Annotated in this window: 21 protein-coding genes and 1 pseudogene; 12 read left to right on the top strand and 10 right to left on the bottom strand. The window is 56.5% G+C overall.

All coding sequences use genetic code 11. The features are described 5' to 3' along the window. Window positions 1–32: 32 nt before the first annotated feature. The 3 genes from VQ830_RS07965 to VQ830_RS07955 form a co-directional block, all read right to left on the bottom strand. Complete coding sequence (locus VQ830_RS07965; RefSeq protein ID WP_337267549.1) at window positions 33–1304, bottom strand: O-antigen ligase family protein; 1272 nt, start codon at window positions 1302–1304, stop codon at window positions 33–35. 113 nt (window positions 1305–1417) lie between these two features. After that, a complete protein-coding gene (locus VQ830_RS07960) occupies window positions 1418–2623 on the bottom strand; it encodes a polysaccharide biosynthesis/export family protein (RefSeq protein WP_337267689.1) in 1206 nt (401 codons plus the stop codon). Window positions 2624–2872: 249 nt separating this feature from the next. After that, entirely contained in the window at window positions 2873–3553 is a 681-nt protein-coding gene (locus VQ830_RS07955) for a sugar transferase (RefSeq protein ID WP_337267548.1), read from the bottom strand. A 733-nt stretch (window positions 3554–4286) separates the two neighbouring features. On the opposite strand from VQ830_RS07955, the gene VQ830_RS07950 reads away from it, so the two are divergent. Both VQ830_RS07950 and VQ830_RS07945 read left to right on the top strand, forming a co-directional pair. Then, on the top strand, window positions 4287–4559 hold the full coding sequence (locus VQ830_RS07950) for an exopolysaccharide production repressor protein (protein WP_337267547.1): 273 nt from the start codon (window positions 4287–4289) through the stop codon (window positions 4557–4559). 166 nt (window positions 4560–4725) lie between these two features. Then, the gene (locus VQ830_RS07945) at window positions 4726–5733 is read left to right on the top strand and encodes a glycosyltransferase family 2 protein (protein WP_337267546.1); all 1008 of its coding nucleotides are present in this window, start codon (window positions 4726–4728) and stop codon (window positions 5731–5733) included. 69 nt (window positions 5734–5802) lie between these two features. Here the strand turns inward: VQ830_RS07945 and VQ830_RS07940 are convergent, their stop codons facing one another. Further along, entirely contained in the window at window positions 5803–6762 is a 960-nt protein-coding gene (locus VQ830_RS07940) for a glycosyltransferase family 2 protein (RefSeq protein WP_337267545.1), read from the bottom strand. A 530-nt stretch (window positions 6763–7292) separates the two neighbouring features. Between VQ830_RS07940 and VQ830_RS07935 the strand changes: the two genes are divergently transcribed. From VQ830_RS07935 to VQ830_RS07900, 8 genes and pseudogenes are all read left to right on the top strand, one after another. Next, window positions 7293–8411: an acyltransferase family protein gene (locus VQ830_RS07935; RefSeq protein WP_337267544.1), complete on the top strand. Its 1119-nt coding sequence runs from the start codon at window positions 7293–7295 to the stop codon at window positions 8409–8411. Between the two features lie 4 nt (window positions 8412–8415). After that, the gene (gene exoK, locus VQ830_RS07930; RefSeq protein WP_337267543.1) at window positions 8416–9201 is read left to right on the top strand and encodes an endo-1,3-1,4-beta-glycanase ExoK; all 786 of its coding nucleotides are present in this window, start codon (window positions 8416–8418) and stop codon (window positions 9199–9201) included. Window positions 9202–9263: 62 nt separating this feature from the next. Beyond that, window positions 9264–10400, top strand: a pseudogene (locus VQ830_RS07925) (glycosyltransferase); the annotation flags it as partial. A 69-nt stretch (window positions 10401–10469) separates the two neighbouring features. Then, on the top strand, window positions 10470–11468 hold the full coding sequence (locus tag VQ830_RS07920; protein ID WP_337267688.1) for a glycosyltransferase family 2 protein: 999 nt from the start codon (window positions 10470–10472) through the stop codon (window positions 11466–11468). Then, window positions 11465–12391 (top strand): glycosyltransferase family 2 protein, encoded by a 927-nt coding sequence (locus VQ830_RS07915; protein ID WP_337267542.1) that lies wholly within the window; start codon window positions 11465–11467, stop codon window positions 12389–12391. Before VQ830_RS07920 ends, VQ830_RS07915 begins: the two co-directional genes overlap by 4 nt. After that, the gene (locus VQ830_RS07910) at window positions 12388–13368 is read left to right on the top strand and encodes a glycosyltransferase family 2 protein (protein ID WP_337267541.1); all 981 of its coding nucleotides are present in this window, start codon (window positions 12388–12390) and stop codon (window positions 13366–13368) included. Before VQ830_RS07915 ends, VQ830_RS07910 begins: the two co-directional genes overlap by 4 nt. Continuing rightward, a complete protein-coding gene (locus tag VQ830_RS07905; RefSeq protein WP_337267540.1) occupies window positions 13365–15734 on the top strand; it encodes a polysaccharide biosynthesis tyrosine autokinase in 2370 nt (789 codons plus the stop codon). Before VQ830_RS07910 ends, VQ830_RS07905 begins: the two co-directional genes overlap by 4 nt. A gap of 120 nt (window positions 15735–15854) precedes the next feature. Next, window positions 15855–16820, top strand: coding sequence for a hypothetical protein (locus tag VQ830_RS07900; protein WP_337267539.1), 966 nt, complete (start codon window positions 15855–15857; stop codon window positions 16818–16820). Window positions 16821–16860: 40 nt separating this feature from the next. On the opposite strand, the gene VQ830_RS07895 is transcribed toward VQ830_RS07900, so the two are convergent. Continuing rightward, complete coding sequence (locus tag VQ830_RS07895) at window positions 16861–17598, bottom strand: metallophosphoesterase (protein ID WP_337267538.1); 738 nt, start codon at window positions 17596–17598, stop codon at window positions 16861–16863. 89 nt (window positions 17599–17687) lie between these two features. On the opposite strand from VQ830_RS07895, the gene VQ830_RS07890 reads away from it, so the two are divergent. Then, complete coding sequence (locus VQ830_RS07890) at window positions 17688–18920, top strand: acyl-CoA dehydrogenase family protein (protein WP_337267537.1); 1233 nt, start codon at window positions 17688–17690, stop codon at window positions 18918–18920. Here VQ830_RS07890 and VQ830_RS07885 read toward each other — a convergent pair. From VQ830_RS07885 to VQ830_RS07865, 5 genes are all read right to left on the bottom strand, one after another. Further along, window positions 18917–19486, bottom strand: a complete 570-nt coding sequence (locus VQ830_RS07885; protein ID WP_337267536.1) for a cytochrome b — start codon at window positions 19484–19486, stop codon at window positions 18917–18919. The two genes, VQ830_RS07890 and VQ830_RS07885, sit on opposite strands and share 4 nt — an antisense overlap. A gap of 75 nt (window positions 19487–19561) precedes the next feature. After that, on the bottom strand, window positions 19562–20149 hold the full coding sequence (locus VQ830_RS07880) for a TetR/AcrR family transcriptional regulator (RefSeq protein ID WP_337267535.1): 588 nt from the start codon (window positions 20147–20149) through the stop codon (window positions 19562–19564). A gap of 1 nt (window position 20150) precedes the next feature. Further along, complete coding sequence (locus VQ830_RS07875; protein ID WP_337267534.1) at window positions 20151–20414, bottom strand: DinB family protein; 264 nt, start codon at window positions 20412–20414, stop codon at window positions 20151–20153. Beyond that, a complete protein-coding gene (locus VQ830_RS07870) occupies window positions 20411–20659 on the bottom strand; it encodes a hypothetical protein (RefSeq protein WP_337267533.1) in 249 nt (82 codons plus the stop codon). Before VQ830_RS07870 ends, VQ830_RS07875 begins: the two co-directional genes overlap by 4 nt. Window positions 20660–20848: 189 nt before the next feature. Continuing rightward, a complete protein-coding gene (locus VQ830_RS07865) occupies window positions 20849–21325 on the bottom strand; it encodes an RrF2 family transcriptional regulator (protein WP_337267532.1) in 477 nt (158 codons plus the stop codon). 375 nt (window positions 21326–21700) lie between these two features. On the opposite strand from VQ830_RS07865, the gene VQ830_RS07860 reads away from it, so the two are divergent. After that, the gene (locus VQ830_RS07860) at window positions 21701–23140 is read left to right on the top strand and encodes an MFS transporter (RefSeq protein ID WP_337267531.1); all 1440 of its coding nucleotides are present in this window, start codon (window positions 21701–21703) and stop codon (window positions 23138–23140) included. The last annotated feature ends 68 nt before the right edge of the window (window positions 23141–23208 follow it).

The following is a 23208-nucleotide window of genomic DNA, read 5'->3' as shown; positions in this document are numbered from 1 at the left end:
CAAAAATGGCGGCCGCGGCCGGATGAAAAGCGCTACTTGATAGAAGAGCCCATCGATACCGCCGGTTCGATCGGCTGCCATCGAGCGGCAACGGGGCTTCGTTGTAAAGCAAGCTTGCCGGCGCAGACGTAAAGAAGGAATGTGCCCACATTGTAAGGCGTCAACACGTCGATCTCCACGAAGGAGCGGATGATCAGCAACACAGTGACGCAAAACAGGACGTAGCATTCGTCGTTTCGCCGGTCCGTGATGAAGTGTTTCAGCAGGCCGCCAACCGTGCGTAGAAGCGTGAAAGCCAGAAGAGCAATGCCAACAAGGCCCAGCTCAACCCCGGTTTCGATATAGGTGTTGTGGAAGTGGAAGCCGCTGCGCGAGCCGATGAAGAATTCCTCCCACAGCCGCTCCGGCTCCGAAAAGCCCTGGACCCAATAGGCCTGATAGCCGACGCCGAATACCGGATGAAGACCCGCCGCCTCGATGCCCTGTTGCCAGAGATAGGTTCGCCCTGTCAGCGTCGAATCCTTGCCGAAGATACCGAGCACGGCATCCACGGCGCCAAGGTAGACGCCGGCAACGGCGAGCATCACAACAGCAACTCCGCCTCCGACGATCAGAAACTTGCGGTGACCGGGCGCAAGATACAGCATGCCGCGCAAGCCCACCACCAGTGCCACCAGCACCACGGTCGTCAGCACCGAGGTGGCCGACTGTGAAGCAAACAGGGCATAGGCCGATAAAAGACCCACCACGCCGGAAATACCGAGCCAGATGAAGCGCTCGCCGAGCACAAGAACGAGGGCAACGGCAAACAGCGTACCGAGCGAGGCATAAAAACCTAGCTGGTTCTTCGAGGCAAAGGCACCCACAAAGCTGTAGGTGCCGTCAAGCGGATCGAACTGGTAGTAACCGAACAGGATCGAATAGGTCAAAACCACCGCCGCGCCCATGACGACACCCTTGCAAAGGGTGCTGAGATCGACCACGCGTGCGGTGATCAAGCCGCAAATGATGCACGTCAGATATTGAATGGCGGCACGCATCGAGACGGCCGGTGCCTGAGACCAGAAGGTCGACAGGAACGCGACTGTGGCGAAGGCAAAGATCCAAAGGTAATTCGAATATTTGCCAAGCACCCGCTTGTAGTCAACCGCGACAAGCGGCAACCACAAGGCATAATAAAGAAGAATGGACGCCTGGCCGAAATTGACCGAATAGGCGAAGCAGAACATCGATACGGCGACGGCGAAGATCCCGTAGGTCCTGTTTCTTCCTGGTTCGATCAACGTCGCTTTTGCGATCCGCATAGGGTCTTTCCGTAAACTGGAACATCATGCGTGATGACGATCCAGACGCCACTGGTCTGATAAAGGCTCGACACGCCGGCACAGCCGGCGGATAGACCGCCGGCCCGCTGTGGCTACTGCATCAAAAGCTCGGCTTTGACCTTGATAATGTCGCCGGGCTGCAAGGGGGTATTTTCCTGCGCCGCAATTTCCTTTTGCTGTCCGTCCACGTCTCGCACGATTGCATAGGAAATCGTCGGGGCCCCGCCCTTCGGATCAAAGCGCGCTGCTTCGACCGATTGCGCTAACGCCTCCGACATCAGCGACTGGCTGGTTGCCAGCTTCAGATTGAGTTCGTCGAGTTGTGCATTGGTGTCCTGCAAATCCTGCGCGATTTGCGCGTCCCGATCGTTGCGAAGATTGATCTCGTCCTGATTGGCCTTGTTGATGTCCTGCTTGGCCTTCAGCGAATTGGTGTCGATATCGAGAAGCGTCGCTTCGAGATCGGCAGCCCGCTGTTCGGCGGTCATCTTGCGGGCGCTGAGCACCAGCCCTTTTTCCGCCAGATCTTCGACCTTGTCTCGGTCTTCGGTGGCAAGCTGCAGCTGGCGGTTCTGGGTTTCGGTCTTCTTGGCCAGCGTCTCAACCTGGTTCTGCAGAAGCGTACGCAGATCGGACAGGGCTTGCAATTGCAGCGTCAGGCGCTTCTTGCGCGTGGCCATCAAGGCCAGTTCGCCGTTATACGTTGCCTCTGCGACGGGCTGGCCCTTCAATTCGCTCGGCATGTCGAATTTTTCCTGACCGCTTCGTTCAGCCTCAAGCCGCGCCTTCTTGATCAAGAGACGGCTGCGATCGACAAGCGAAACGGAGGCTTCGCCCTTGGCTTGGATGAAGTCTCGGGCGAAACGCTGTCCAGAGTCAGCACGGCGCAAACCACCTCCAAGGCTGACGGCCTTGATGACGGTGAGATTGGGCGAGTAAGGATATTCACCGGGCTTTTCAAGATCGCCCGACAGATAGATCGGCCGGAACTCCGCCAGCTCGACCGAAGCAGAGGGCAGATCCCGAAGGCCGAATTTCTTTTGCAAAGCGGTGCCAATTTCTTCCGAAACTGTACCGGTGGATTTGCCGGATACCGGCAACTCACCGACGAACGGCAGCGAAATGGTACCGGATGGTCCGATTGTATAATCGCCACTGATCGAAGACCAATCGCGGATAGAGCCCTCCGCCGTCTGCCACTCGGCAACGCGAATGCGTAGTTTGTCCATCACGCCAAGCTGATAATCGGAAGCCGCCGCCGCGTGAGAGAAGAACGCAAGTCCCATGAAGGCCAGCATGGAAAGTCCGGTTCGCAATTTGACCGACAATCCGCTCGGCTTCAGATCCCGATGAAAGCGAGGATTCTTTAAAAATGATTTCGAGTGCATTTTGGATGCACTCACATCAGACAATGCCTGAGCGCCGGCATCGGCGCCGCTTGAAATGCGATAGGCTGTTTCCGTCATGGAAGCTCCATCAAAAGTGCGGCACGCTTGCGCGCGCCGCAAAATAGCTATGGCAAAGATAAATAGCGTTCTCGCGGCGGATTAGTAGCTGCCGCGCTGCATGCACACCGCCGGAATTGTCCGGGCGATGATAGCCACATCCTTCAAGAGCGACCAGTTTTCGACATAGTGCATGTCGAAGTTGACGCGCGCCTGGTAGGAGACGTCGTTGCGACCGCTGATCTGCCAAAGACCAGTCAAGCCAGGACGTGACTTCAGGTAGTAGACCGCTGCCTGCTGATAAAGCTCGAGTTCGTCGCGCACCACCGGACGTGGACCAACAACACTCATGTCGCCCCTGATGATATTGATCAGCTGGGGAAGCTCATCGAGGCTAAGCTTGCGCAGCACGGAACCGACGGTCGTTACCCGCGGATCGTTCTGGAGCTTACGCGTTGCCTTCCATTCCTCCATCGCTTTGGGATTAGCGTCGAGGTATTCCCGCAGTATCCTGTCGCCGTCGACGACCATGGTGCGGAACTTGAGGCAACGAAATTCTTCGCCATTGTGGCCAATCCGTCGATGGCCATAGAACGCTGGTCCTTTGCTCGACAATTTGACGAGCAACATAACCATCAGAAAAATCGGGCTCAGGAAAATGAGACCGATGGTAGCAGCGGAAACATCAAATATCCGCTTCAACACCCCGCCTGTCGGAGGGTAAACGCCATCTTGAACCGCGCCGAAGAAAGACGCGCCGTCCGATCTCGCTGCAGACTTCATAGAGAAAGCTCCATTTATGTTTGCCATTAAGTCGGTTGAACACCCGGCCGAGAGTGGCCGTGATCGATGTACAGTTTATGGAGGTATTTGATTTTTTTAAGTCACAATTTTTGCGGGCAGCTCAAAACGAGGTGCCAGGCGACCCCAAATCGGCCGAGCCGCTTTAAAAAATACTTTACCTAAAACGATTAAAAGCGCTTTTTCACCGTGGATAAACTTCGATTTACTGTATAAATTTTTTTAATCTCAAGTTTCGGCAAGTCTTTCGTGGCTATTTTTATTCCTGCCTGCGCCGTCGGTGGACGCGTCGCATCCGTTCTTTCAAGTTAAAAGCACAAATTCTACTCGCTCCGTCAGGAATTGTTGCATCGCAACATATTCTTTTGCGCCGCACGGAAAGCAGCAAAACGATTAAAACTTTGTAATAAAATTTGAACGGTAAAACCTAATAAGCGTGGGAAATGGCCAACGAAAGTGCTTCCTGCGTGTATCGCGCCGCCACAATTGACTGTTCTTTTTTGAGATCGGACGCGAATCTTCCCACCGAGAAAGGTTACGAAGGATTCACCCAACCTCGAAACGAGTTTTAAAAAGATTGTCTTTATTCAGATCGGCAGCGTTAAGAGCTTCACGGCTTAGTTGAACGCCGACTAAATAAAGAATATAATCAGGCCTTACCGTAAGGGCGGCCACGCATCGAACTCGAATGAGTCGCCCCTCGGGGGAGGCAACCATGTATGCACCTCGCGTTTTCATAAGCATGTTTTCCGCTCTCGTAGTCTTTGCGATCGCAAGCTACGTCATTGGCGGATCCGTTGTGACCACGATCATCGCAACCGTGATTGCCACCATCGTCCTGCAAACGGGATATTTCATCGGGGTGCTTATCCTTGTCGCTCGCCAGGGGAGCCACACCTCATCCTCGGCGCCACGGCCTGCAAGCTCGCCCTCGCAGCGTCTTGAAAATCAGGCGCCGTTTCGTGCTCCTCCCTATGAAAATCGCTGACAACCTTATTTAAGGTCTTAACGCTTGCGCACTGTTCACTCAGAACCTCGGCTTTCAGGCCCTTGCCGTGAGCGGTAGAAGTCGCAAAAGCATCTTTTAAGCTATTTCAGGTTGCCGCCGCTTTTCGAACGTCCTAACTGTCACTCCAAACACGGAGGGTTTCGACGTGCAGGATACATCAGGCATTTGCACCATCATTGCCGCCAAGAACGCCGCTGATACCATTAAGGCGGCCATCATTTCGGCATTGGCTGAAACGGAGGTCAGTGAAGTCGTCGTCGTCGACGATGGGTCGTCCGACCAGACGGCCGATGTCGCAAGATCCGCCGACGACGGGTCGGGCAGGCTCACCGTCGTGAAGTTCGATCAGAACCGAGGCCCATCCGCAGCACGCAATCATGCCATTTCGATTTCCCGCGCGCCATTGATTGCCATTCTCGATGCGGATGACTTTTTCTTTCCCGGACGTTTCGCACCTATGCTTGCGCAGGACGACTGGGACTTTGTGGCCGATAACATCGCCTTTGTCGATGCCAATGAGGTAGGCCGGGCGGCCACGCTCCGCGACAGGTTTCCGCCAAAGCCAGTCTTCCTCGACCTCAAGGGCTTTGTCGACGGCAATATCTCAAAGCCGGGCGTCAGGCGCGGCGAAATCGGCTTCCTGAAGCCCGTGATGAGACGCTCCTTTATGAAAAAGCACGGCCTGCGCTACCGTGAGGAGATGCGGCTCGGAGAAGACTACGAACTTTACGTTCGGGCGCTGGCGCGCGGCGGGCGCTATAAGGTCATTCACAGCTGTGGCTATGGCGCAGTCGTCAGGGGTAACTCGCTGAGCGGCAGCCATAAGACCGTCGACCTCCTGCGGCTTTACGAAGCCGATTGCGCTATCCTGGCGGAAGGCGGATTGAACGCAGAGGATATTGCCGCCGTAAAGCGCCATGCCGCCCATATCAAGGACAAGTATGAGCTGCGCCATTTTCTCGACGTCAAACGGGAGAAAGGCATGGCGGGCGCCCTCGCCCATGTAGCGGGCCGCCCCCTTGCCGCCCCAGGCATTGCCGCCGGCATTTTTCGCGACAAGACCGAGCGGCTGCGCAATCCCGGCGGCGTCGAAGTGGCAACGAGAGGCGCAGGCGGCCTTCGCTATCTCTTGCCCGTACCGACGGACGCCTGACCAGGCAGCCGTCCGCCCCATCATGTCGGCCGGATGGACGAAACCTTGATGAGGCGTCGATGAGAAACGTCACCGCTTCAACTTGCCGGCAGCAAGCCCGACTACACTGCCGAGGAGGCGCGGATCGCGCCAGGCCCATCGCGCGAGCAGCGAAAAGTCAGGCCGCCGTCTGCGACGAAGGCCTGCCATCTGCCCCCAAAGCGCCTGCTGTCTTGCCCGCGTCTTGTACTGGTTGATGGTTTCGATCTCGCTGGGGCGACCTGCAAAGCGTTGCTCCAGTCGATCGAGCGCCATCCAGGTGATAAACTGCTGACGCAAAAACTCGGGCGAGGCGTTATCGACGCCGTGGAAGATATTGACGCCCTCGCCGCGCAGCGCTCCCGGCGCAGCGCACAGGATCACGCGCTTTGCCGCCAGCATGCAGTCGCAGAAAAACAAAACGTCTTCTGCTGCCAGTCTGAGCGCTGCATCAAAACGCTTCGTCTCGATCAGCGGCCGGCCGATCACCATGGCCGACAGATGGAGGAACGCCCAATTCTTGAGCATGACGGACGCGATATCGGGGATCTCGATCACCGGCGGATGATCTGAAAGGCGCTTTGACGCTTCGGTCCGCTCGAGATCGGCAATTCCGAAATGATAGTCGAATTCCTCTCCACCTTCGATCGAGGCAAAGTAGCAATCTGCGTTGTGGGCCTCCATGCTTTGATAGGCATTGGCAAGGTGATCGGGGGTCCAGAAATCGTCCGAATCGAGAAACGCGACATAGCGCGTGCCCGCCGGCACATGATCAAGACCCGTGTTGCGTGCACCTCCCGGACCTGCGTTTTCCTGACGCACCGCATGGATCCGTGCCCTTTGTTCCTCGGGCAGACTGGCAAGCTCGGCGCTCAGCGGATGCGGCGACGCATCATCGACAACGACAAGATCGAGGTCCTGGAATTTCTGCGAAAATACGGAGGTCAACGCCCGGCGTAATATACCGTCCTCGCGTTGGTAGAAGGGAACAACAATCGTAAAGACGGCCAATCCGGTCTCCTGAAAGACATCATCGAAAAGTGTTCGCGCCAATACTTAGCGTAGGAAATCAGGCCGGCAATCGCAATCCCATTTCCCGGCAAATACACGCTACTGGCGATTACAACACCTTCGCCAGCGCAAACAAGAAGACGCTAAAATAGCATTGCCATAAACAAGCCGCAATTTTCTCGTGCGAAATTACCGGCCTTGGGTACGACAGTTTGCTCATCCTCAAAAAAAATTTTGGTTCCCCGGTGAGGTACTAAGGCAGCTTAAGAGCTGCATGGGTCACGTGACAAATATTTGATAAGCTTGTGTTTTATTCGTGATTCAAAGCAATTGTGATCCCATGAGCCCCTTTTGAAACGCGCTGGTTTTAAGCGCCGAAAGTCGCTTTTCGGTAGGTTTTTGCTGCACTGCCATATTTTATTCCGCTAAAAACGGTTAAGTTGCACTCACGAAGGGCTCACGTCTGCTTTCATTGCAATGCCCCACGGTCTGGGAGGAACCGCGGCCAAACAAGAGGGACGACTGAACACGTGACTGTTGATGCCAACCTGTCTGCCCGGATCAATATCATGCGGATCCTGCTCATTTCGGGCATTGTCTTCGTGCATGTTCCTTTTGATCCGCAAACAAGCCCTTATCTCGGCACCTATGGCGCATTCGATTGGCTGCGTGTGTTTCTCGCCGACTCGCTCTTTCGCATCGGCGTGCCCTGCCTGAGCGCGATTTCCGGCTATCTCTTGTTCCGCCGTGGCCTGGAGGCGTTCAATTACCGCAAGGTCGTCGTCAACAAGGCGCGCACGGTTGCTCTGCCGTTCCTGATCTGGAATTTAGGCTTTGCCCTCGTCGCATCGCTGGTCATTGCCCTCGGTTTCGGCGACGGGTACCTGCCTAATCTGGCTGAGGCCAGCCTGCGTGAGCTGATGACCCATCTTCTGGCCGCAGAGGATTATCCAGTCAATCTGCCGCTCTACTTTCTGCGCGATCTCTTCATATGTGTCCTCATGTCGCCCTGCTTTGTCTGGGCATTGCGCCGAGCGCCCCTCCTCACCCTGATCGGGCTTTTCCTCGTGGCCATTGTGCCGCAGATCCCGGCGGTCGTGGTCTTGAAAAGCTCCATACCCTTTTCGTTCTCGCTCGGCATCTATATCGCCCTTAACCGGATTGACGTGAAAGCGCTTGATCCGCACGCGCAGCTTGGAACGGCTCTGCTGTTTGCAGCCGCTATATCGCTTGCATGTCTTCTCTACTGGAATGGCAATGATTATCCGCAGTGGCTCGAGATGACGCGCAACGTGCTCTCGATTCTTGGGGCCGCCGGTTTTTGGGCGATGTCGGCGCTTTTAGTAAAAAGCCGTATCGGCCAGAGGCTGTCACGGACGGGCAGCCTGAGCTTTTGGATTTTCTGCAGCCATTATCCGGTGTTGCTTATCTTCTGGATGGTGTGGGGCAAGATTGGCGGTGATTTCTATCCGCTTTATTTCGTTCTCGCAGTCGCGACACTTTTCCCAATTTTGATTTTATCGCACGCGGCTGTGCGCACGCTCTCTCCCAGACTTTATGGCCTGCTCACCGGAGGACGAACCGAAAAGGCGGTTAAAGCATTACAACCCGCCCAAGTCCCCCAACATTTGTCTTCACAGCAGAGGTAATTGCATGAGGTTTTTCGCACGTTTGACATTGCGCTCGCTATGCCTTTTTGCCGCCCTCGGTTCCTGGGCGGCAATGCCTGCTCATGCAATGGAGACCGGAAAATCCTTTGTCGACAACTTCGATACCGTCAACCAGCGTTTCTGGATGATCTCCGATGGCTGGAACAATGGCGCACATCAGAATTGCACATGGTCGAAAAGCGAGGTCAACGCGAATGGAGGGACTTTGAAGCTTGGCTTTGAAGCCGGTCGCATGAAGGATCGTGATTTTAAATGCGGCGAAATCCAAACGCGGCAGCGCTACGGCTATGGAACCTATGAAGCGCGCGTCAAGGCCGGCACTGGGTCCGGTTTGAATTCTGCTTTCTTCACCTATATTGGCCCGGTGGATAAGCTTCCACAGGACGAAATCGACTTCGAGGTTCTCGGTAAGAACATGAACGAGGTTCAGCTCAACCAGTATATCAAGGGCAAGGGCGGCAATGAAAAGCTCGTGCCTCTTGCAAAGCCTGCGAACGAAGACTTCAACGACTTCGCCTTCGTATGGGAGCCTGGTCGGCTTCGATATTATGTGAACGGCAAGATGGTTCATGAAGTCACAGATCCAGCCAAGGTGCCGGATGAGCCGCAGAAAATTTTCTTGAGCTTCTGGGGCTCGAACACACTGGCAGGCTGGATGGGCAAGTTTGCCTATCAAGCGCCGACAACGATGGAAGTCGATCGCATCGCCTACACCGCACCCGGAGACAAATGCCAGTTCCCGGAATCGGTCGCCTGTAAGCTGAATTAGTATGATGGCCGGCGAATTTTTCATGACGTGGGCCGATCAGGCCAGTTGTTTATGGAGAGTGGATGACTGAAATCCTTTACTTGGCTCACGATCTTTCCGATCCGGCGGTTCGCCGGCGCGTCCTCATGCTGCGTGAAGGCGGCGGCGCCGTGACGCTGGCCGGCTTCCGGCGCGGCGATAATCCTCTCGCCTCAGTCTCTGGCCTGCAGCCGATCGAACTTGGGCGCACCGCAGATGGTCGATTTGCCCAACGCATCGGCGCGGTTATGCGCGCAACAGCCGGACTTTCGCGGCGGCTCGCAGGCCTTTCGCGTCCAGACGTGATCGTCGCTCGGAACCTTGAAATGCTGGCGCTTGCAAGCCGTGCTTCCAGGCTGTTCGGCGGCGTTCCGGTGGTTTACGAATGCCTGGACATTCACCGGCTGCTGCTGCGCGGCGATCAAGCCGGGCGCATGCTGCGACGCGCAGAGGCCTTCTTCTCCCGCCAGACGGAACTCGTGTGGACAAGCTCGCCAGCGTTCATTGAAAACTACTTCCGCCCTCTCTCGGGGATCAAAGCACCGTTTATGCTGGTCGAAAACAAGGTACTGGCACTTGATGGTCCCGGCGAACGGCCTGCGCCCCGCCCTGCCCCAAGGGCAGGCGAGCCATGGCGCATTGGCTGGTTTGGCGCGCTGCGCTGCCGTCGCTCGCTTGCCATCCTCTCGGAATTTTCCCGTAAGATGGAAGGCAAGGTGGAAATCATCTTGCGCGGCCGCCCCGCCTACAGCGAGTTCGAAGATTTCGACGCAATGGTCGCCGCGGAACCCTATATTCGTTTCGAAGGTCCGTATCGAAACCCGGAAGACCTTGCCGCTATCTACAGCGAAGTACATTTTACCTGGGCAATCGACTTCTTCGAAGAAGGTCTCAATTCCGAATGGCTGCTGCCGAACCGGCTTTATGAAGGCTGCCTTTATGGCGCTGTGCCCATCGCCCTCAAGCGTACGCAAACGGGCCGGTTCCTCGCCGATAAGGGCATCGGCATGCTGCAAGTGGATGCCGATCCGAACAATCTTGTGCTCGCTTTCGAAACGATAGCGGCACCTGACTATGACAAGCTCGCCGCCGAGGTGTACGCCCAACCGACGACGACTTGGTTTGCCGACCGCAGCGACTGCCGCGCGCTGGTCGAAAGCATCGCACAGCTATCGCTGTCGACAAAAGATACGAAACTAGCCGCTCCCGGCCCCCAAGAAGCAATTCTCCAAGCAGAAGGTTTTGCCAAAATGCCGACCGAGGAACGCGGGACCAAATCCTGCCTGATCATTATTCCCTGCCTGAACGAGGCAAAACATATCGGCCCACTCATCGAGCGGCTGACACCGGAGATGGACGTGCTCGATGCGCGCATCGTCGTTGCCGATGGCGGCAGCACCGATGGCACGCGTGACATCGTGACGGAATTGAGCGCAAGCGATCCCCGCATTCTGCTGCTCGACAATCCGCGCCGCCTGCAAAGTGCTGCAATCAACCTTGCGGTCGCCACCTTTGGCCGCGATTACGAATATTTCATTCGCATCGACGCGCATGGCGATTATCCAGAAGACTATTGCCGCCAGCTCGTTGAAGAGGCCCGCCGCACGGGAGCAGATTCGGTTGTGGTCGCCATGGAAACGGTTGGATATGGCCTCTTCCAGAAAGCGACTGCCTTCGCCCAAAATTCCAAGCTTGGCAATGGCGGGTCAAAGCACCGCGAAGGCGCCGAGGGCCACTGGGCCGAACACGGTCATCACGCACTGATGAAGGTCGCAGCCTTCGAAGCGGTCGGCGGCTATGACGAAACCTTTAGCCATAACGAAGATGCCGAACTCGATTATCGGCTGGGCAAGGCCGGCTTCCGCATCTGGATGACCGACCGGACGCGGATGATCTATTACCCGCGTGACAGCGTGCAAAAACTGTTTCGTCAATATATAGGCTACGGCCGCGGCCGAGCCCGTAATATTCTCAAGCATCGCAGCATGCCGAGCCTGCGCCAGATGCTGCCGCTTCTTGTTGCGCCCGTCTTCGTGGCGGCGTTTCTGGCGGTCATCAACTGGGCAGCCGCAATCCCCTTTGCTTTCTGGGCTCTCGCCTGCCTCGGCTACGGCTTCTGGATGGCGGTAGGACAGCGCAATCCCTATGGCCCGCTGGCCGCCTTTTCCGCCATGGTGATGCATTTTGCCTGGTCGGTCGGATTTTGGATGGAAGTGCTGGGTCTTCGCAGCAGAAAGACCTCTTCATGACGGAGGAGGACCTGATCAAGATCGATATTGGCCTTTGCACATATCGCCGCGCCTCGCTTGACGAAACGGTGCGCTCGCTCGGGGCGCTTGCCGTGCCTGAGAATGTTCGTTTACGGATCATCATTGCCGATAATGACATCACGCCATCGGCCGCGCCTCGCGTGGAAGCGCTGCGCGCCGAGGTGCCGCACGAGCTTGCTTACGTCCATTGCCCGGCCGGCAATATCTCGATTGCCCGCAATGCTTGCCTCGACAATGCGAGTGGCGAGTTCATTGCGTTCATCGACGACGACGAGGAGGCCTCGCCGATCTGGATTGCGGAACTGCTAAATGTTGCCAGGAAAAGCGGTGCTGCCGCCGTCCTCGGTCCGGTCCGCAGCGTTTATGATGGCGCTGCCCCGCTCTGGATGCGTGAAGGCGACTTCCATTCGACTTTGCCGGTCTGGGTCAAGGGTGAAATCGTGACGGGCTACACCTGCAACGTGTTGCTGAAGCGAACCCATCCAAGCCTTACCGGCCGCCGCTTCAACCTGGCGCTTGGCAAAAGCGGTGGCGAAGACACCGAATTCTTCAGCCACATGCATGCCGCAGGCGGCAAGATCGCCTATGCCGAGAAGGCCGAGGTCGTGGAACCGGTGCCGCAGAGCCGCGCGGCTCTTTCCTGGCTGGCAAAGCGTCGCTTCCGCTTCGGTCAGACTCATGGCCGCCTGGTGGCCGAGCGCCATGCCGGCATAGGTCGTCTGCCGCAAATCGGCCTTGCTGCGGCGAAAGCTGCCGTCTGCTATGCCGCCGCCCTTGCCTTTGCGCCTATGCCTGTGAAACGCAACCGTTATGCTCTGCGCGGCGTCATGCATTCTGGTGTGGTCAGCGGCCTCTTCGGACTGCGCGAATTGACGCAATACGGAACGGCGGAGGCGACATGAGCGAAGCGCAGCCGGAGGTCAGCTTCATCATTGCAGCATATAATGCGCAGGACACGCTGGTCGCTGCGATAGAGAGTGCGCTTGCCCAGCGTGACGTGACGCTTGAAGTTGTGGTTGCGGACGATTGCTCCAGCGATAGCACAGCTGAAATCGTCCGAACGTACCCGGACGAGCGGGTTCGTCTCGTCTCGCTTGCAAAGAATGGCGGGCCCTCCGCAGCGCGCAATGCAGCCTTCAACGCGGCGCGCGGACGTTGGCTTGCCGTGCTCGACTCGGACGACGCCATCGATCCGGACCGCATGCGGCGATTGATCAATCGCGCCGACTGGGCTGGCGCCGCTGTTGCTGTCGATAATCTGCGCGTCGTTCGCGCCGATGGCACGCCTGCGCAGGTCATGTTCGATGAGGCGGACTTGGCCGCAACGCCCGAACTTTCGCTGCCCGCTTTCATTCGCTCAAATGCGCTGTTTCAGACAACGCATAATTTTGGATATTTGAAGCCGGTATTTCGGCGAGACTTCATTGAAACGCATCGCCTTCGCTTTGACGAAAACCTCCGGGTCGGGGAGGATTACCTGTTCCTCGCCAGCGTCCTGGCGCTCGGCGGTCGCTGCGTCATCGAGCCCAAGCCGGGCTACGACTATCTGATCCGTGAAGGCTCGATTTCACGCGTCCTGAAACTCTCTCATATCGATGCGATGCTGGAGGGCGACCGCACCTTCCTCGCTCGCTATAGGCTTGACGACGAGGCCATGCGCGCTCAGGCGTTTCGCACCCGTAGCCTGTTGCGCGGACGATCCTTCCTCCACCTTGTCGATGCCATCAAACGCAGGTCGCTGCCCAACGCTTTGGCCGTTGCGCTGCGCGATCCCGCTTCCCTCAAACATCTCGGAATGCCGATTTCGGCGCGGTTTGCCCGCATGGCCGCCGCGCTCAACAATCGCCGCCGTTCGCTTCCGCAAAGGATAGAGCCATGAATCAGCGAAATCTGACAGTCCACGGCAGCGTGCCGACACCGGCCGAACCGGCCGATTCCTTTATCGATATCGATCGACTGCTGGCCATCCTGGTGCGGCGCGCCGGCGCGATCGCCGCTTGCGTGGTGGCCTTCGTCGCGCTTGCGGTGATTTATCTGATCTTTGCAACGCCTCAATATACGTCGATGACCCAGATCCTGCTCGACGACAATATGACGCGCTATGCGGAAGACCAGACGCCGGTCGCCAGTGCGCAGCAGGTCGATATGCAGATTGCCAGTGCGGTGGAAATTCTTAAATCCAACGAGCTTGCCTTGCGGGTCGTGGATGCCGAAAAGCTGGCCGATAACGACACGATCATGAACGCGTCCGGCGGTCCGCTCGCCATGCTGAAATCGGGCATCAAGTCCATCTTCTCGTCCGAGCCCGAAATCTCCGAGGAGGATATCCGCAACGGACGCCGCCAGAAGGCAGCGGCCTTGATCCAGCAGGCGCTCAACGTTGAACGTGTCAATCGAAGCGCGGTTCTTGCCTTGTCTTTCCGCTCGACCGATCCGATCCTGGCCGCTCGTGTGACGCGCGCCTATGCCGAAGGCTACCTCAAGGACCAGCTCAATGCCAATTTCGACGCAACGGAAAGCGCTTCAGTCTGGCTGCAAGAACGTATCGACGATCTGAAGAAGCGCTCTCAGGAAGCGGCTCTGGAAGTTGCCAATTTCAAGGCTCAGAATGGTCTGACTTCGGCCAATGGCGAGCTGATGTCCGAGCAGCAGCTTGCCGACCTCAACAAACAACTCATCGTCGCGCAGGCTGACGCCGCCAGTGCATCGGCGCGCTACAATCAGTTCAAGTCGATTGTCGACCAAGGCCAGGACGCCGCAATCGAAAATGCTGCGATCTCCTCCGCGCAGGGCGACAATACTGTGATCCAGGATCTGCGCACGCGCTATATCCAGGTCAATCGCCGCGTTCAGGAAATCACGCAGAGTTTCGGCGCCGATCACCCACAGGCAGTCGCCTTGCGGAGTGAAAAGCAGGAACTGGCCCGCCAGGTCTTCCAGGAGCTGCAGCAACTGACGTCAAGTTATCGCAATGAGTTCGAAGTTGCCCGCTCGCGGGAAGCGTCGCTGCGTCAGAGCATCGAGCATCTGACGGGCAAGAGCAGCGAGAACGACAAGTCGATGGTCACGCTGAACGATCTCGAACAGCGCGCTACCGCTCTCAAGAACCTCTACGAATCCTACCTCGGCAAGTTCGAGCAAGCCTCACAGCAGCAATCCTTCCCGATCGCCAAGGCGCGTGTCATTTCGCAGGCTGGTGTTCCTTCGGCGCCTTCCAGCCCCAAGAAGACGATGACCATTGGCCTTGCCATGGTGCTTGGCCTGATGGCAGGCGGTGCGTTGACCGCGTTCCAGGAATTCCGCGAACGCTTCTTCCGGGTCGAATCAGACGTGCAAAATGTGCTTGGCCTGAAGTTCCTCGGTTATCTTCCGCTGATGGGTAAACCAAGCGCGGAAAAGAAAAAGCTGTTCGCAAAGGGCCGCAAGTCCTACGCAATGCCGCCGGCCGATGCGCAAATCGAGCAGGGTGCAAGCTTCGAGCGCATCATGCGGATTGTCCTCGAAGCACCACGCTCTATCTTTGCCGAAACCCTGCGCAATGCAAAACTGGCTAGCGATGTGATGCTGCAGGGTCGGCAAAGTCGCGTGATTGGCGTGATTTCGGCTCTTCCCGGCGAGGGCAAGTCGACAACAGCAGCCAATTTCGCTTCGCTTTTGGCTTCCAGCGGCAAGCGCACGCTTCTGATCGACGCCGACCTTCGCAATCCGGGCCTAACGCGGATGCTGCGCAAGCCGCCCGAACACGGCCTGATCGAAGCCGCACTTGGTGAAGTGCCATGGACAAATGCCGTCAGGGTCGATCCGCGTAGCAAGCTTGCGATTTTGCCGGCGCGCCTCAACGATCACCTGATGCATACGAGCGAACTCCTGTCTTCGCCCGGTATGATGACGCTGATGGACAATGCCCGCCAGACCTTCGACTACATTGTCGTCGATCTCGCCCCGCTTGGACCGGTCATCGATGCAAAGGCCTTTGCGCCTCAGGTGGACGGCTTCGTCTTCGTGACCGAATGGGGCACGACGCCGACCAATGTCGTGCGCGATATTATCAACGCCGAACCGCAGATCAAGTCGAAGATCCTCGGCGTCATCCTCAACAAGACGGACATGAACGAGCTCGGCAAATTCAGTAATTTCGGCGCGACGGAGCGCTACCGCAATAAATATGTGAGCTACTACAACGATCATCCGACGGGAGGGGCGAACACGCCGTCGCGCGCACCCGAGGAGCAGGCGCCGGTCTGAGGAGGAGAGATCATGTTGCACCCGACCGTTCGGGTGCAACATGCCTGTTGAAATGACGCCCTGTGAGGCAAGAGGTGCTTGAGAGCCGTGCGTTGAAAGGCAACACAAGGAGGAGAGACGATGCCACGCCCGATCAGCGATGAAGAGATCAAGAAAGCGACGTCACCTGTCAATATCTTGGATGCTGCAACGGAGGGGACCGCAAAAGATCAGACGCTTGTTATCGCGGCTTGGGACATCAAGCATAACCTCACGCTTCAAGGTCATAACGAAACGTTCAAAGACCAGGCCTTTCTGAGAACAGCCTGGGAGCATTTGACGAAAAACGGGCATGATACGCTGGCGAGCAACATGCTTGCGCATTTCCTGGGTGGCACGGGAAAAGAGATACGCTTTTCTCTCAAACAATTATTTGCTCAAGACCAAGGTGTGGTGAAGAAATTCAACGCGATTGTGGGCGCCCAAATTTACAAGGCCGAACAAGAAGGTCGGCGCAAGGGTCTGACGTCGCAGCGAGAACTGGACGACTTCCTCAAGGCAAACTTGAAGAACTTTGACGGCAAGATGCCGAACCCCATGGACCTGCGCAAGGACTACGGCCCTCTGACATTTCCCTATTCCGGGCATGTCCAGATTGAACAGGGCGACTTCCACAATGCAGGATGGAAGAACGCGACAGGCGCCCTCACTCTGTTCTGGATTTATGCCGGCAGAACCACAACCAGCGGGTATCGCCAGTATCGTGTCTTCGCCTGGTGCCTTAAGCAATATAAGTGGCATCCATTTGAAAACCGCTTTACGCGCCTTGTTCATATAGCTGCCGAAAATGCCAAAAGCCCTGAAATGGACCGGTATTCGTTACCACCACTGCCATCAGCGGCCAAACCATCGGCCGGCATGATCAAGCTTGGCCCGGAGACCATCGGCCGCTGGAGAACGCAGGAAGCTCCCTCAGGTTCTGGCAGACTTGAACAGCAAACGACTTTCAATCCCGCTCGCGAATTCAAGATCATATTCGAACCCGGCGAGTGCATCGTTCCTGTTTATGTGCCCCAATCCGCCAGCGGTTCCCCGCTCAAGATGTAGATGGGGGAACCCTTGGTACGAAGCCGAAGCCTCGTGAGATTCAGGTCGAGAAAAGATGCACCCTTCCCCGCCAGAGACGTGCCACTGTTAGATGGCCGCTCTTAAAAGCGCGCGTATCGACGTTAAGACGGCGTCTGGCAATTTCGGGTTCGTTGTGCGGCGTGTGACCATGCACGACAAGCTTGGGAAGCTTGATGGGGCTGTCAAAGAAGCGTTGCCGGATGAAGACAAGGTCCTCATCAGTCTGCTTTTCAAGTGGCACCGAAGGATCGATCCCTGCATGAACAAAGATTGTATGCGGCGTGTCGATCAGGATCGGCATTCGCTGCAGAAACTCGACATGTTGCCGAGGCAGCGACTGGCGGATGAAATTATCAAGCTTGCTGGCAATCGGAAAGATCAGCTTCAGATGCTCAGCATCGAGTCCATAGGAGGCAAGCGTCGCGGCCGAACCCATCTTCAGCCATTCGGTGAAGGGCAGACTGCCATTCATATATTCCAGCATCATCAGCTCATGATTGCCAAGAAGGCAAAGCCGGTCAAAATCCTGCGGCGCAGGCGTCATCAGATGGGCAAGCACCTGTGCCGAGGACGGTCCGCGATCGATATAATCGCCCAGCATAATGATCAGTTTGGGTCCCGGCATGCGGGAGGCATCTTCGACAATGGCCGCTTCGGCCTGTTGAAGAAGGTCAAGACGCCCATGGACATCGCCTATGGCATAGATCGGTCTGTCGCCAGGATCAAATTTGAGGCGCTTGCGTGCGCTCAATGGCATTAAAAAAGCCCCATAAATTGTGGTGAAGGTTGCTGTCCGGATCTTCGAGCGCTGAGGAAGCGACATCCGCGGATCGGAAAGTGGTGCGAATGCCTATAACACAGCGTCTGGCAGGAAAATCCTCTTTTTCGTTATTCCGTGGAAAAACCGCCCTTATCATCGGCATCCAAATTCGTCACTCCTATATCGTTGGGGCAAAAGAGTGGCCAATGGGAACGGTTTCGCAATTACAGAACCGGATTAGATCGCCGGCTCACCGAATTCAGAGCGAAGACGAAGCTCTGGAAATTGCCAGGACGCTCGCACCCCGCTTTGCGGCTGCAGCTAGCGACCGCGACATCAACCGGTTGCTGCCCTATGACGACCTCGATCAGTTATGGCAATCAGGCCTTGCCGCCATCGCCATTCCGGCCGAACAAGGCGGCCTCGATGTCCCCAACATGCTTCTGGCCGAGATCGTAACGCTGATCGCCGAGGGCGACCCTTCTATCGGTGAATGCCTGGCTGTTCATTTTCAGGCGCTCGAGGGGCTTCGCGACCACGACAACGAAGATCTGAAGAATCGGCTCTATGCCAGAGTCCTCGAGGGAGATCGCTTCGCTTCCGCAGTTATGCCGGGCCAGCTTCTTTTGGAGGATGAAAAGATAGGCCTTCGGCTCGAGGGACAGGCTTGTTCGACAGCCGGTCTTCTTTACGCGGACTGGATCGTTGCAACATCGGCAAATGGCGCACAAAGCGCCTTTATTGCGACAGAGAGCAATGGGCTGAGCATCGTCGACGATTGGGATGGCATGGGCCAACGGGTCAATGGCGCGGCAACCGTCTATTTCGATGCCACTATTGTGGAAGCGGGTTCTGTCATACGTCACAGTCAAGCCGCAATGGGGACCACGAAAGCAATGGCGGCTCTCCTGCAAGCCGCGGTCGATCTCGGCATCGCGCGCGCCGCCCTTGCCGACTACAAAATACGAGGCAAAACGAACGCCACCGCCTTTGGGCAATTCGCTCTCCAACTCGACATGCTCTCTGGCGCGATGGAAACAGCCGGACGCAAGCTCGACACCGCTGAAGTCAACACGGCCGATGAACCGATATACGCAGCCCTCTACGCGGCTTCGGCCATCGGCATTTCGACAAGCGCGGCGGCACTGGAAATCAGCTCGGCATTGTTCGACCTGCCGGCAGGCGCTGGCGGCATCGGTCTTAATCTCGATCGCCATTGGCGCAATGCCCGTGTCAGGGCCAATGGCTCGGCTCGCGAACCTCTCTTAAAGGAAGCTGCCGCCTACTACGGCAGCAGCTTGTCAGATCGACAGACTTAAGGCTTGGACGGCATCATCTTCAAAAGAACGCCGTCTTTCAGCACCGCATGGTGATAGATTGCGGCAACGGCATGCACCCCGGCCAGGGCAATGATGGCCCAGGCAAGGTTTTCGTGAAGCTCCCCGAACATATGGCGATAATCGGTGTTCACACCGACAAAATCAGGGATAGACAGATAGCCGAAGACATCGACGGCCTTTCCCTGTGCCCAGCGCCACAGAAAACCCAGTACGATCTGAGCGACGAGCCCGAGATAAAGCAAATAGTGTGCGCCTTCCGCTAGAAGCCCGACGATGCCCCTTTCCTTCGGCGGGAGATCGCCCGCGCTCAAAATGCGCCATGTCACACGCGCAAGGAACACGAGTGCCAGCAAAAGCCCGCAGGCTACATGAAGCGACTGCAGTCCATGCCGCAAAGCGCCACCGCGTTCCACAAAATCCCAGATCTGCGCCGTCAGGAAGAGAAACACAACGAGAAAGGCCGTTAGCCAATGCAGCAGGATCATGCCGCCATTGTAGCGCCTTTGCCGACCATCAACGCTTCCCGCTTGAATATTCATAGCCATCATAGTCTCCGTAAACTTTGCTTGGTATCTATTACGGAAGACTGACCCTGAGCTGAATGCTGGAACCAACCAGCCTCAGCCAAGCCCGACGACAGACAGGAAAAGACGCTCGACCTCCTCAAGCACCAACTGGTGCCCTTGTTCACTGGCAACGACGCCGTGCAGCCCGTTGAACAGGAAAATCGCCGTCAATCGTGGCGAGCGCAGCTCCCAGGCGGCGGCGGCGGCCCCGCCGACCAACAGAGACGTGAGATCTTCGATCAGGAGATTGCGCACCATACCCTGTGGGTTAGGCGAGGTAGCGGCTGCGAAAATCATCGCATGCACGTGCGATGCTTCAAGATGTGCTGCCGCGCAGGATCTTGACCAGGCCGCCAAACGGCTTCTCCAGTCGGCGGACTGGTGCGCGCGCGTTCCTGTCTTGATTCTTTCCAAAACGGTCTCGATGAAACGCGCGCGCAGCGCCTCGATCACCTCCCCTTTCGAAGCAAAATGAAGATAGAAAGCACCTTTTGAAATCCCGGCGCCACGCGTTAATTTCTCGATTGTCGTTGGCTCGACGCCCTTTTCCAGAAAGATCTTTTCTGCGGCGGTGAGAAGATCGTCGCGCCTGACATCTGCCGGCTTCGTTCTCGGTCTGCTCGCAGACTTGGGTTGCTTCACCTTAAAGCTTCCTTCTTCTTTCCGGCTCGGTGCGGTGCAGATAGCCCGCAAAAACGTCACGCTCCGATGTCGTGGCGATTTCCGGCAACAGCGCGCCAATACCGCCACGATGAGAGGCGCTATGAACAATCACGTGCGCCAGCATCTCTTCCCGGCGCATGCGCCCATAGCTTCCATCCGTGAAACGGAAATCGATCATTTCTTCAAGTTCACCGCTCGTCAGCTCTCTGACATAGTTAAGATACCAACGGTTGATGGTCCTCATCTCTGCAGCGACCTCGCCAGAGGCGGCGGGTCGTTGACCCAGGTGCGCCTATGTGTCTGCGCCATCTTCTGCAAATTCAGCGAGAATATCCGATCGACAAGATGCAAGTGGTAGAGCGTCTCCAGCGCAGGGTGAAACCGATCCGCCGAAATCGTTTTTTCCGCTCGGAGCATCGCCTCGAGCAGCTCATCCTCTATCTGCGCCTTGTAACCGAATAGTGCGCAAAAAAGAGATTGGCTGGTCATAGAACAAGCTCCGATACCAATTATAGCTCAACATTAATTTTTGACTGACCGTCAGTCAATGGATAAATCAAATGCATCTGGATTTGCCCTGTCGACGCGACGTAAAGGGAGAAATTCGATCAAGGACAATGCATGATGCGTCGAGTCAGAACGTATCAGATCAAATCCACCGCCGGCATAAACGGCAGATTAGCGCATTGCGGAAAGTGTCCGTGCAGCGCCCTGCCTTTCATCGCCATCCTCGATCGGCATGCCGCCTTTGACGAACTGTTCCAGCGTCATGTTGTCGAGAATATCGGAAATCGCATCGCGCACTTCCGTCATGGAAAGGCGAACCTGACAAGTTTCAGGATCTGAACAATCGTCACAGGCCTCGTAAGCCGTACGGCTGGCGCAGCGGATCGGCGCAAGCGGGCCATCCAGTGTGCGTACTACATGACCGATACGAATTTCGCTCGGAGGGCGCGACAGCGAATAGCCACCGCCCGGCCCCTTCTTGGAGCGCAAAATACCGACATTCCGCAATTCAAGCAGTATCGTATCGAGGAATTTCTTCGGGATGTTGTTGCGCGTAGCAATGTCATTGATGAAGGCGGTTTCGCCTTGCTCGAGGCGCGCTAGGTCGACCAGCGCCTTTAAACCGTACTTCCCCTTTTTCGTGAGCATCTATCAGCCTCGCTGTTGTCGCCGCCACCGGGCAGAACAAACACGTCGACCGGGACAATACATCACTCTTTATATAAGGAATCTGGAGCAATGGAGCTATAGGCCTACACCGAAAATTTATAATGACGTCCAATGTGATAGATAGAATCCAGGGACTCGCAAACTTGGCTTTCGTCCTGGATCGTCAATCGAAGCATCGGACCCAAATCAAATTGCTTGTCCCCACCTCAAAGGCATCGCTAAGAAGAGGTTGTGCATCTGAGCGGATGCACGGTGCGCCGGAAGGATCTTTCGCCCCTAAGGCACCAGTAGGCTTGAGCGAATCTGGATTGGGAAAGACCAAACGTGGATTTGGATTCGCAGGGAGGAATGAAAGTGACAGGTCAAACAGGCGTTCAAGAAACCGACACCGCCGCCACCAAATCCGCCAGCCTTGGAATTGCTCTTCTTGTTGCCGGCACCTTTTTCATGGAAAACCTGGACGCCACCGTCATCACGCCGGCCGTTCCGCAAATGGCGCAGAGTTTTGGTGTGGCACCTGTCGAACTGAATGCCGGTATCTCGGCCTATATGCTGACGCTCGGCATCTTTATCCCAGTCAGCGGCTGGATCGCAGATCGCTTTGGCCCCCGGCAGGTTTTCGCTGCAGCAATTGCGCTTTTTACTTTTGCATCGCTGCTGTGCGGGATCACCAATTCGTTGCCAACCTTTATCGCGGCGCGCGTCTTGCAGGGCATCGGCGGGGCGATGATGGTGCCGGTCGGGCGCCTTGTGGTCTTGCGTGTCACGCCGAAAGAAAAATTGATCAGCGCCATCGCGGCCCTGACGTGGCCCGCCCTGGTCGCACCGGTTCTCGGACCGCCTGTCGGCGGCCTCATTGCCGATCATGCGGACTGGCGATGGATCTTCTATCTCAACCTACCACTCGGCCTGATCGCAATGATCATCGCGTTGAAGATCGTACCCGCAGAGCGAGACACTAAGGTAGGCCCCTTCGACTGGCTCGGTTTTGCAGTCACCGGAGCGTCCCTATTTGCTCTGATGATGGCGGCCGAGATTGCTGGCCGGCCTGACGCAAATTTCAGCCTCGCTGCTCTGGTGGGCGGCATAGGAGCTCTTTTGCTTATAGCAAGCGTCGTCCACCTCAATCGCGCGCGCGCTCCGATGATCGAACTTAAGGCGCTCAAGGTAAAGACATTCGCAGTTACAATTTGGGGCGGCTCTTTGTTTCGCATGGGCATCAGCGCTGTGCCGTTTCTCATTCCACTGATGTTGCAGATTGGCTTCGGGTATGACGCATTTTCTTCAGGCTTGGTCCTGATGGCAGTTTTTGCAGGCAACCTGGCGATGAAACCGATGACCACGGCGATTCTGCGCCGTTTCGGTTTTAAGACCGTCTTGATCGGAAACGGCATTATCAATGTTTTGGCCCTGAGTGCCTGCGCAAGTTTCACGCCGGCTATGCCACTGCCAATCATATGCTTTGTATTGTTTATCGGCGGCATGTCCCGCTCGATGCAGTTCACCGCACTGAACACGATCGCTTTTGCCGATGTTTCGAAGGAGATGATGAGCGGGGCCAACACGCTGTTTTCCGCCGCGTTCCAACTCACCGTTGGTCTCGGGATTGCTCTCGGCGCCATCGCCTGGCGCTTCGGAGAATATATCACTTCGAAAACCGGCGGTCCGCCGGTGCAGCCGTTTCAGATTGCCTTCATGATCATTGCTGCAACGGCGGTGCTTGCATTGATCGATATGTTCACGCTGGCGGCAAATGCCGGCGAAAACGTTTCCAAGAAACCCAAGAAGTCTTGAGAGAAACGATCCATAATCCGATCGGTTCGGTTGTCGAAAAATTGTTCACTTTTCCGTGTAAAGACTTG

This window comes from Oryzifoliimicrobium ureilyticum (assembly GCF_037199735.1).
GTDB lineage: Bacteria > Pseudomonadota > Alphaproteobacteria > Rhizobiales > Rhizobiaceae > Rhizobium > Rhizobium ureilyticus.
The sequence above is the reverse complement of the archived record's forward strand: the minus strand, read 5'-3'. Positions and strand labels throughout refer to the sequence as shown.

Coding starts and splice junctions, on each gene's coding strand:
- VQ830_RS07965 (WP_337267549.1), bottom strand. CDS start 1,304: ATGCGGATCGCAAAAGCGACGTTGATCGAACCAGGAAGAAACAGGACC.
- VQ830_RS07960 (WP_337267689.1), bottom strand. CDS start 2,623: ATGCTGGCCTTCATGGGACTTGCGTTCTTCTCTCACGCGGCGGCGGCT.
- VQ830_RS07955 (WP_337267548.1), bottom strand. CDS start 3,553: ATGAAGTCTGCAGCGAGATCGGACGGCGCGTCTTTCTTCGGCGCGGTT.
- VQ830_RS07950 (WP_337267547.1), top strand. CDS start 4,287: ATGTATGCACCTCGCGTTTTCATAAGCATGTTTTCCGCTCTCGTAGTC.
- exoK (WP_337267543.1), top strand. CDS start 8,416: ATGAGGTTTTTCGCACGTTTGACATTGCGCTCGCTATGCCTTTTTGCC.
- VQ830_RS07920 (WP_337267688.1), top strand. CDS start 10,470: ATGCCGACCGAGGAACGCGGGACCAAATCCTGCCTGATCATTATTCCC.
- VQ830_RS07915 (WP_337267542.1), top strand. CDS start 11,465: ATGACGGAGGAGGACCTGATCAAGATCGATATTGGCCTTTGCACATAT.
- VQ830_RS07910 (WP_337267541.1), top strand. CDS start 12,388: ATGAGCGAAGCGCAGCCGGAGGTCAGCTTCATCATTGCAGCATATAAT.
- VQ830_RS07905 (WP_337267540.1), top strand. CDS start 13,365: ATGAATCAGCGAAATCTGACAGTCCACGGCAGCGTGCCGACACCGGCC.
- VQ830_RS07900 (WP_337267539.1), top strand. CDS start 15,855: ATGCCACGCCCGATCAGCGATGAAGAGATCAAGAAAGCGACGTCACCT.
- VQ830_RS07895 (WP_337267538.1), bottom strand. CDS start 17,598: ATGCCATTGAGCGCACGCAAGCGCCTCAAATTTGATCCTGGCGACAGA.
- VQ830_RS07890 (WP_337267537.1), top strand. CDS start 17,688: ATGCCTATAACACAGCGTCTGGCAGGAAAATCCTCTTTTTCGTTATTC.
- VQ830_RS07885 (WP_337267536.1), bottom strand. CDS start 19,486: ATGGCTATGAATATTCAAGCGGGAAGCGTTGATGGTCGGCAAAGGCGC.
- VQ830_RS07875 (WP_337267534.1), bottom strand. CDS start 20,414: ATGAGGACCATCAACCGTTGGTATCTTAACTATGTCAGAGAGCTGACG.
- VQ830_RS07870 (WP_337267533.1), bottom strand. CDS start 20,659: ATGACCAGCCAATCTCTTTTTTGCGCACTATTCGGTTACAAGGCGCAG.
- VQ830_RS07865 (WP_337267532.1), bottom strand. CDS start 21,325: ATGCTCACGAAAAAGGGGAAGTACGGTTTAAAGGCGCTGGTCGACCTA.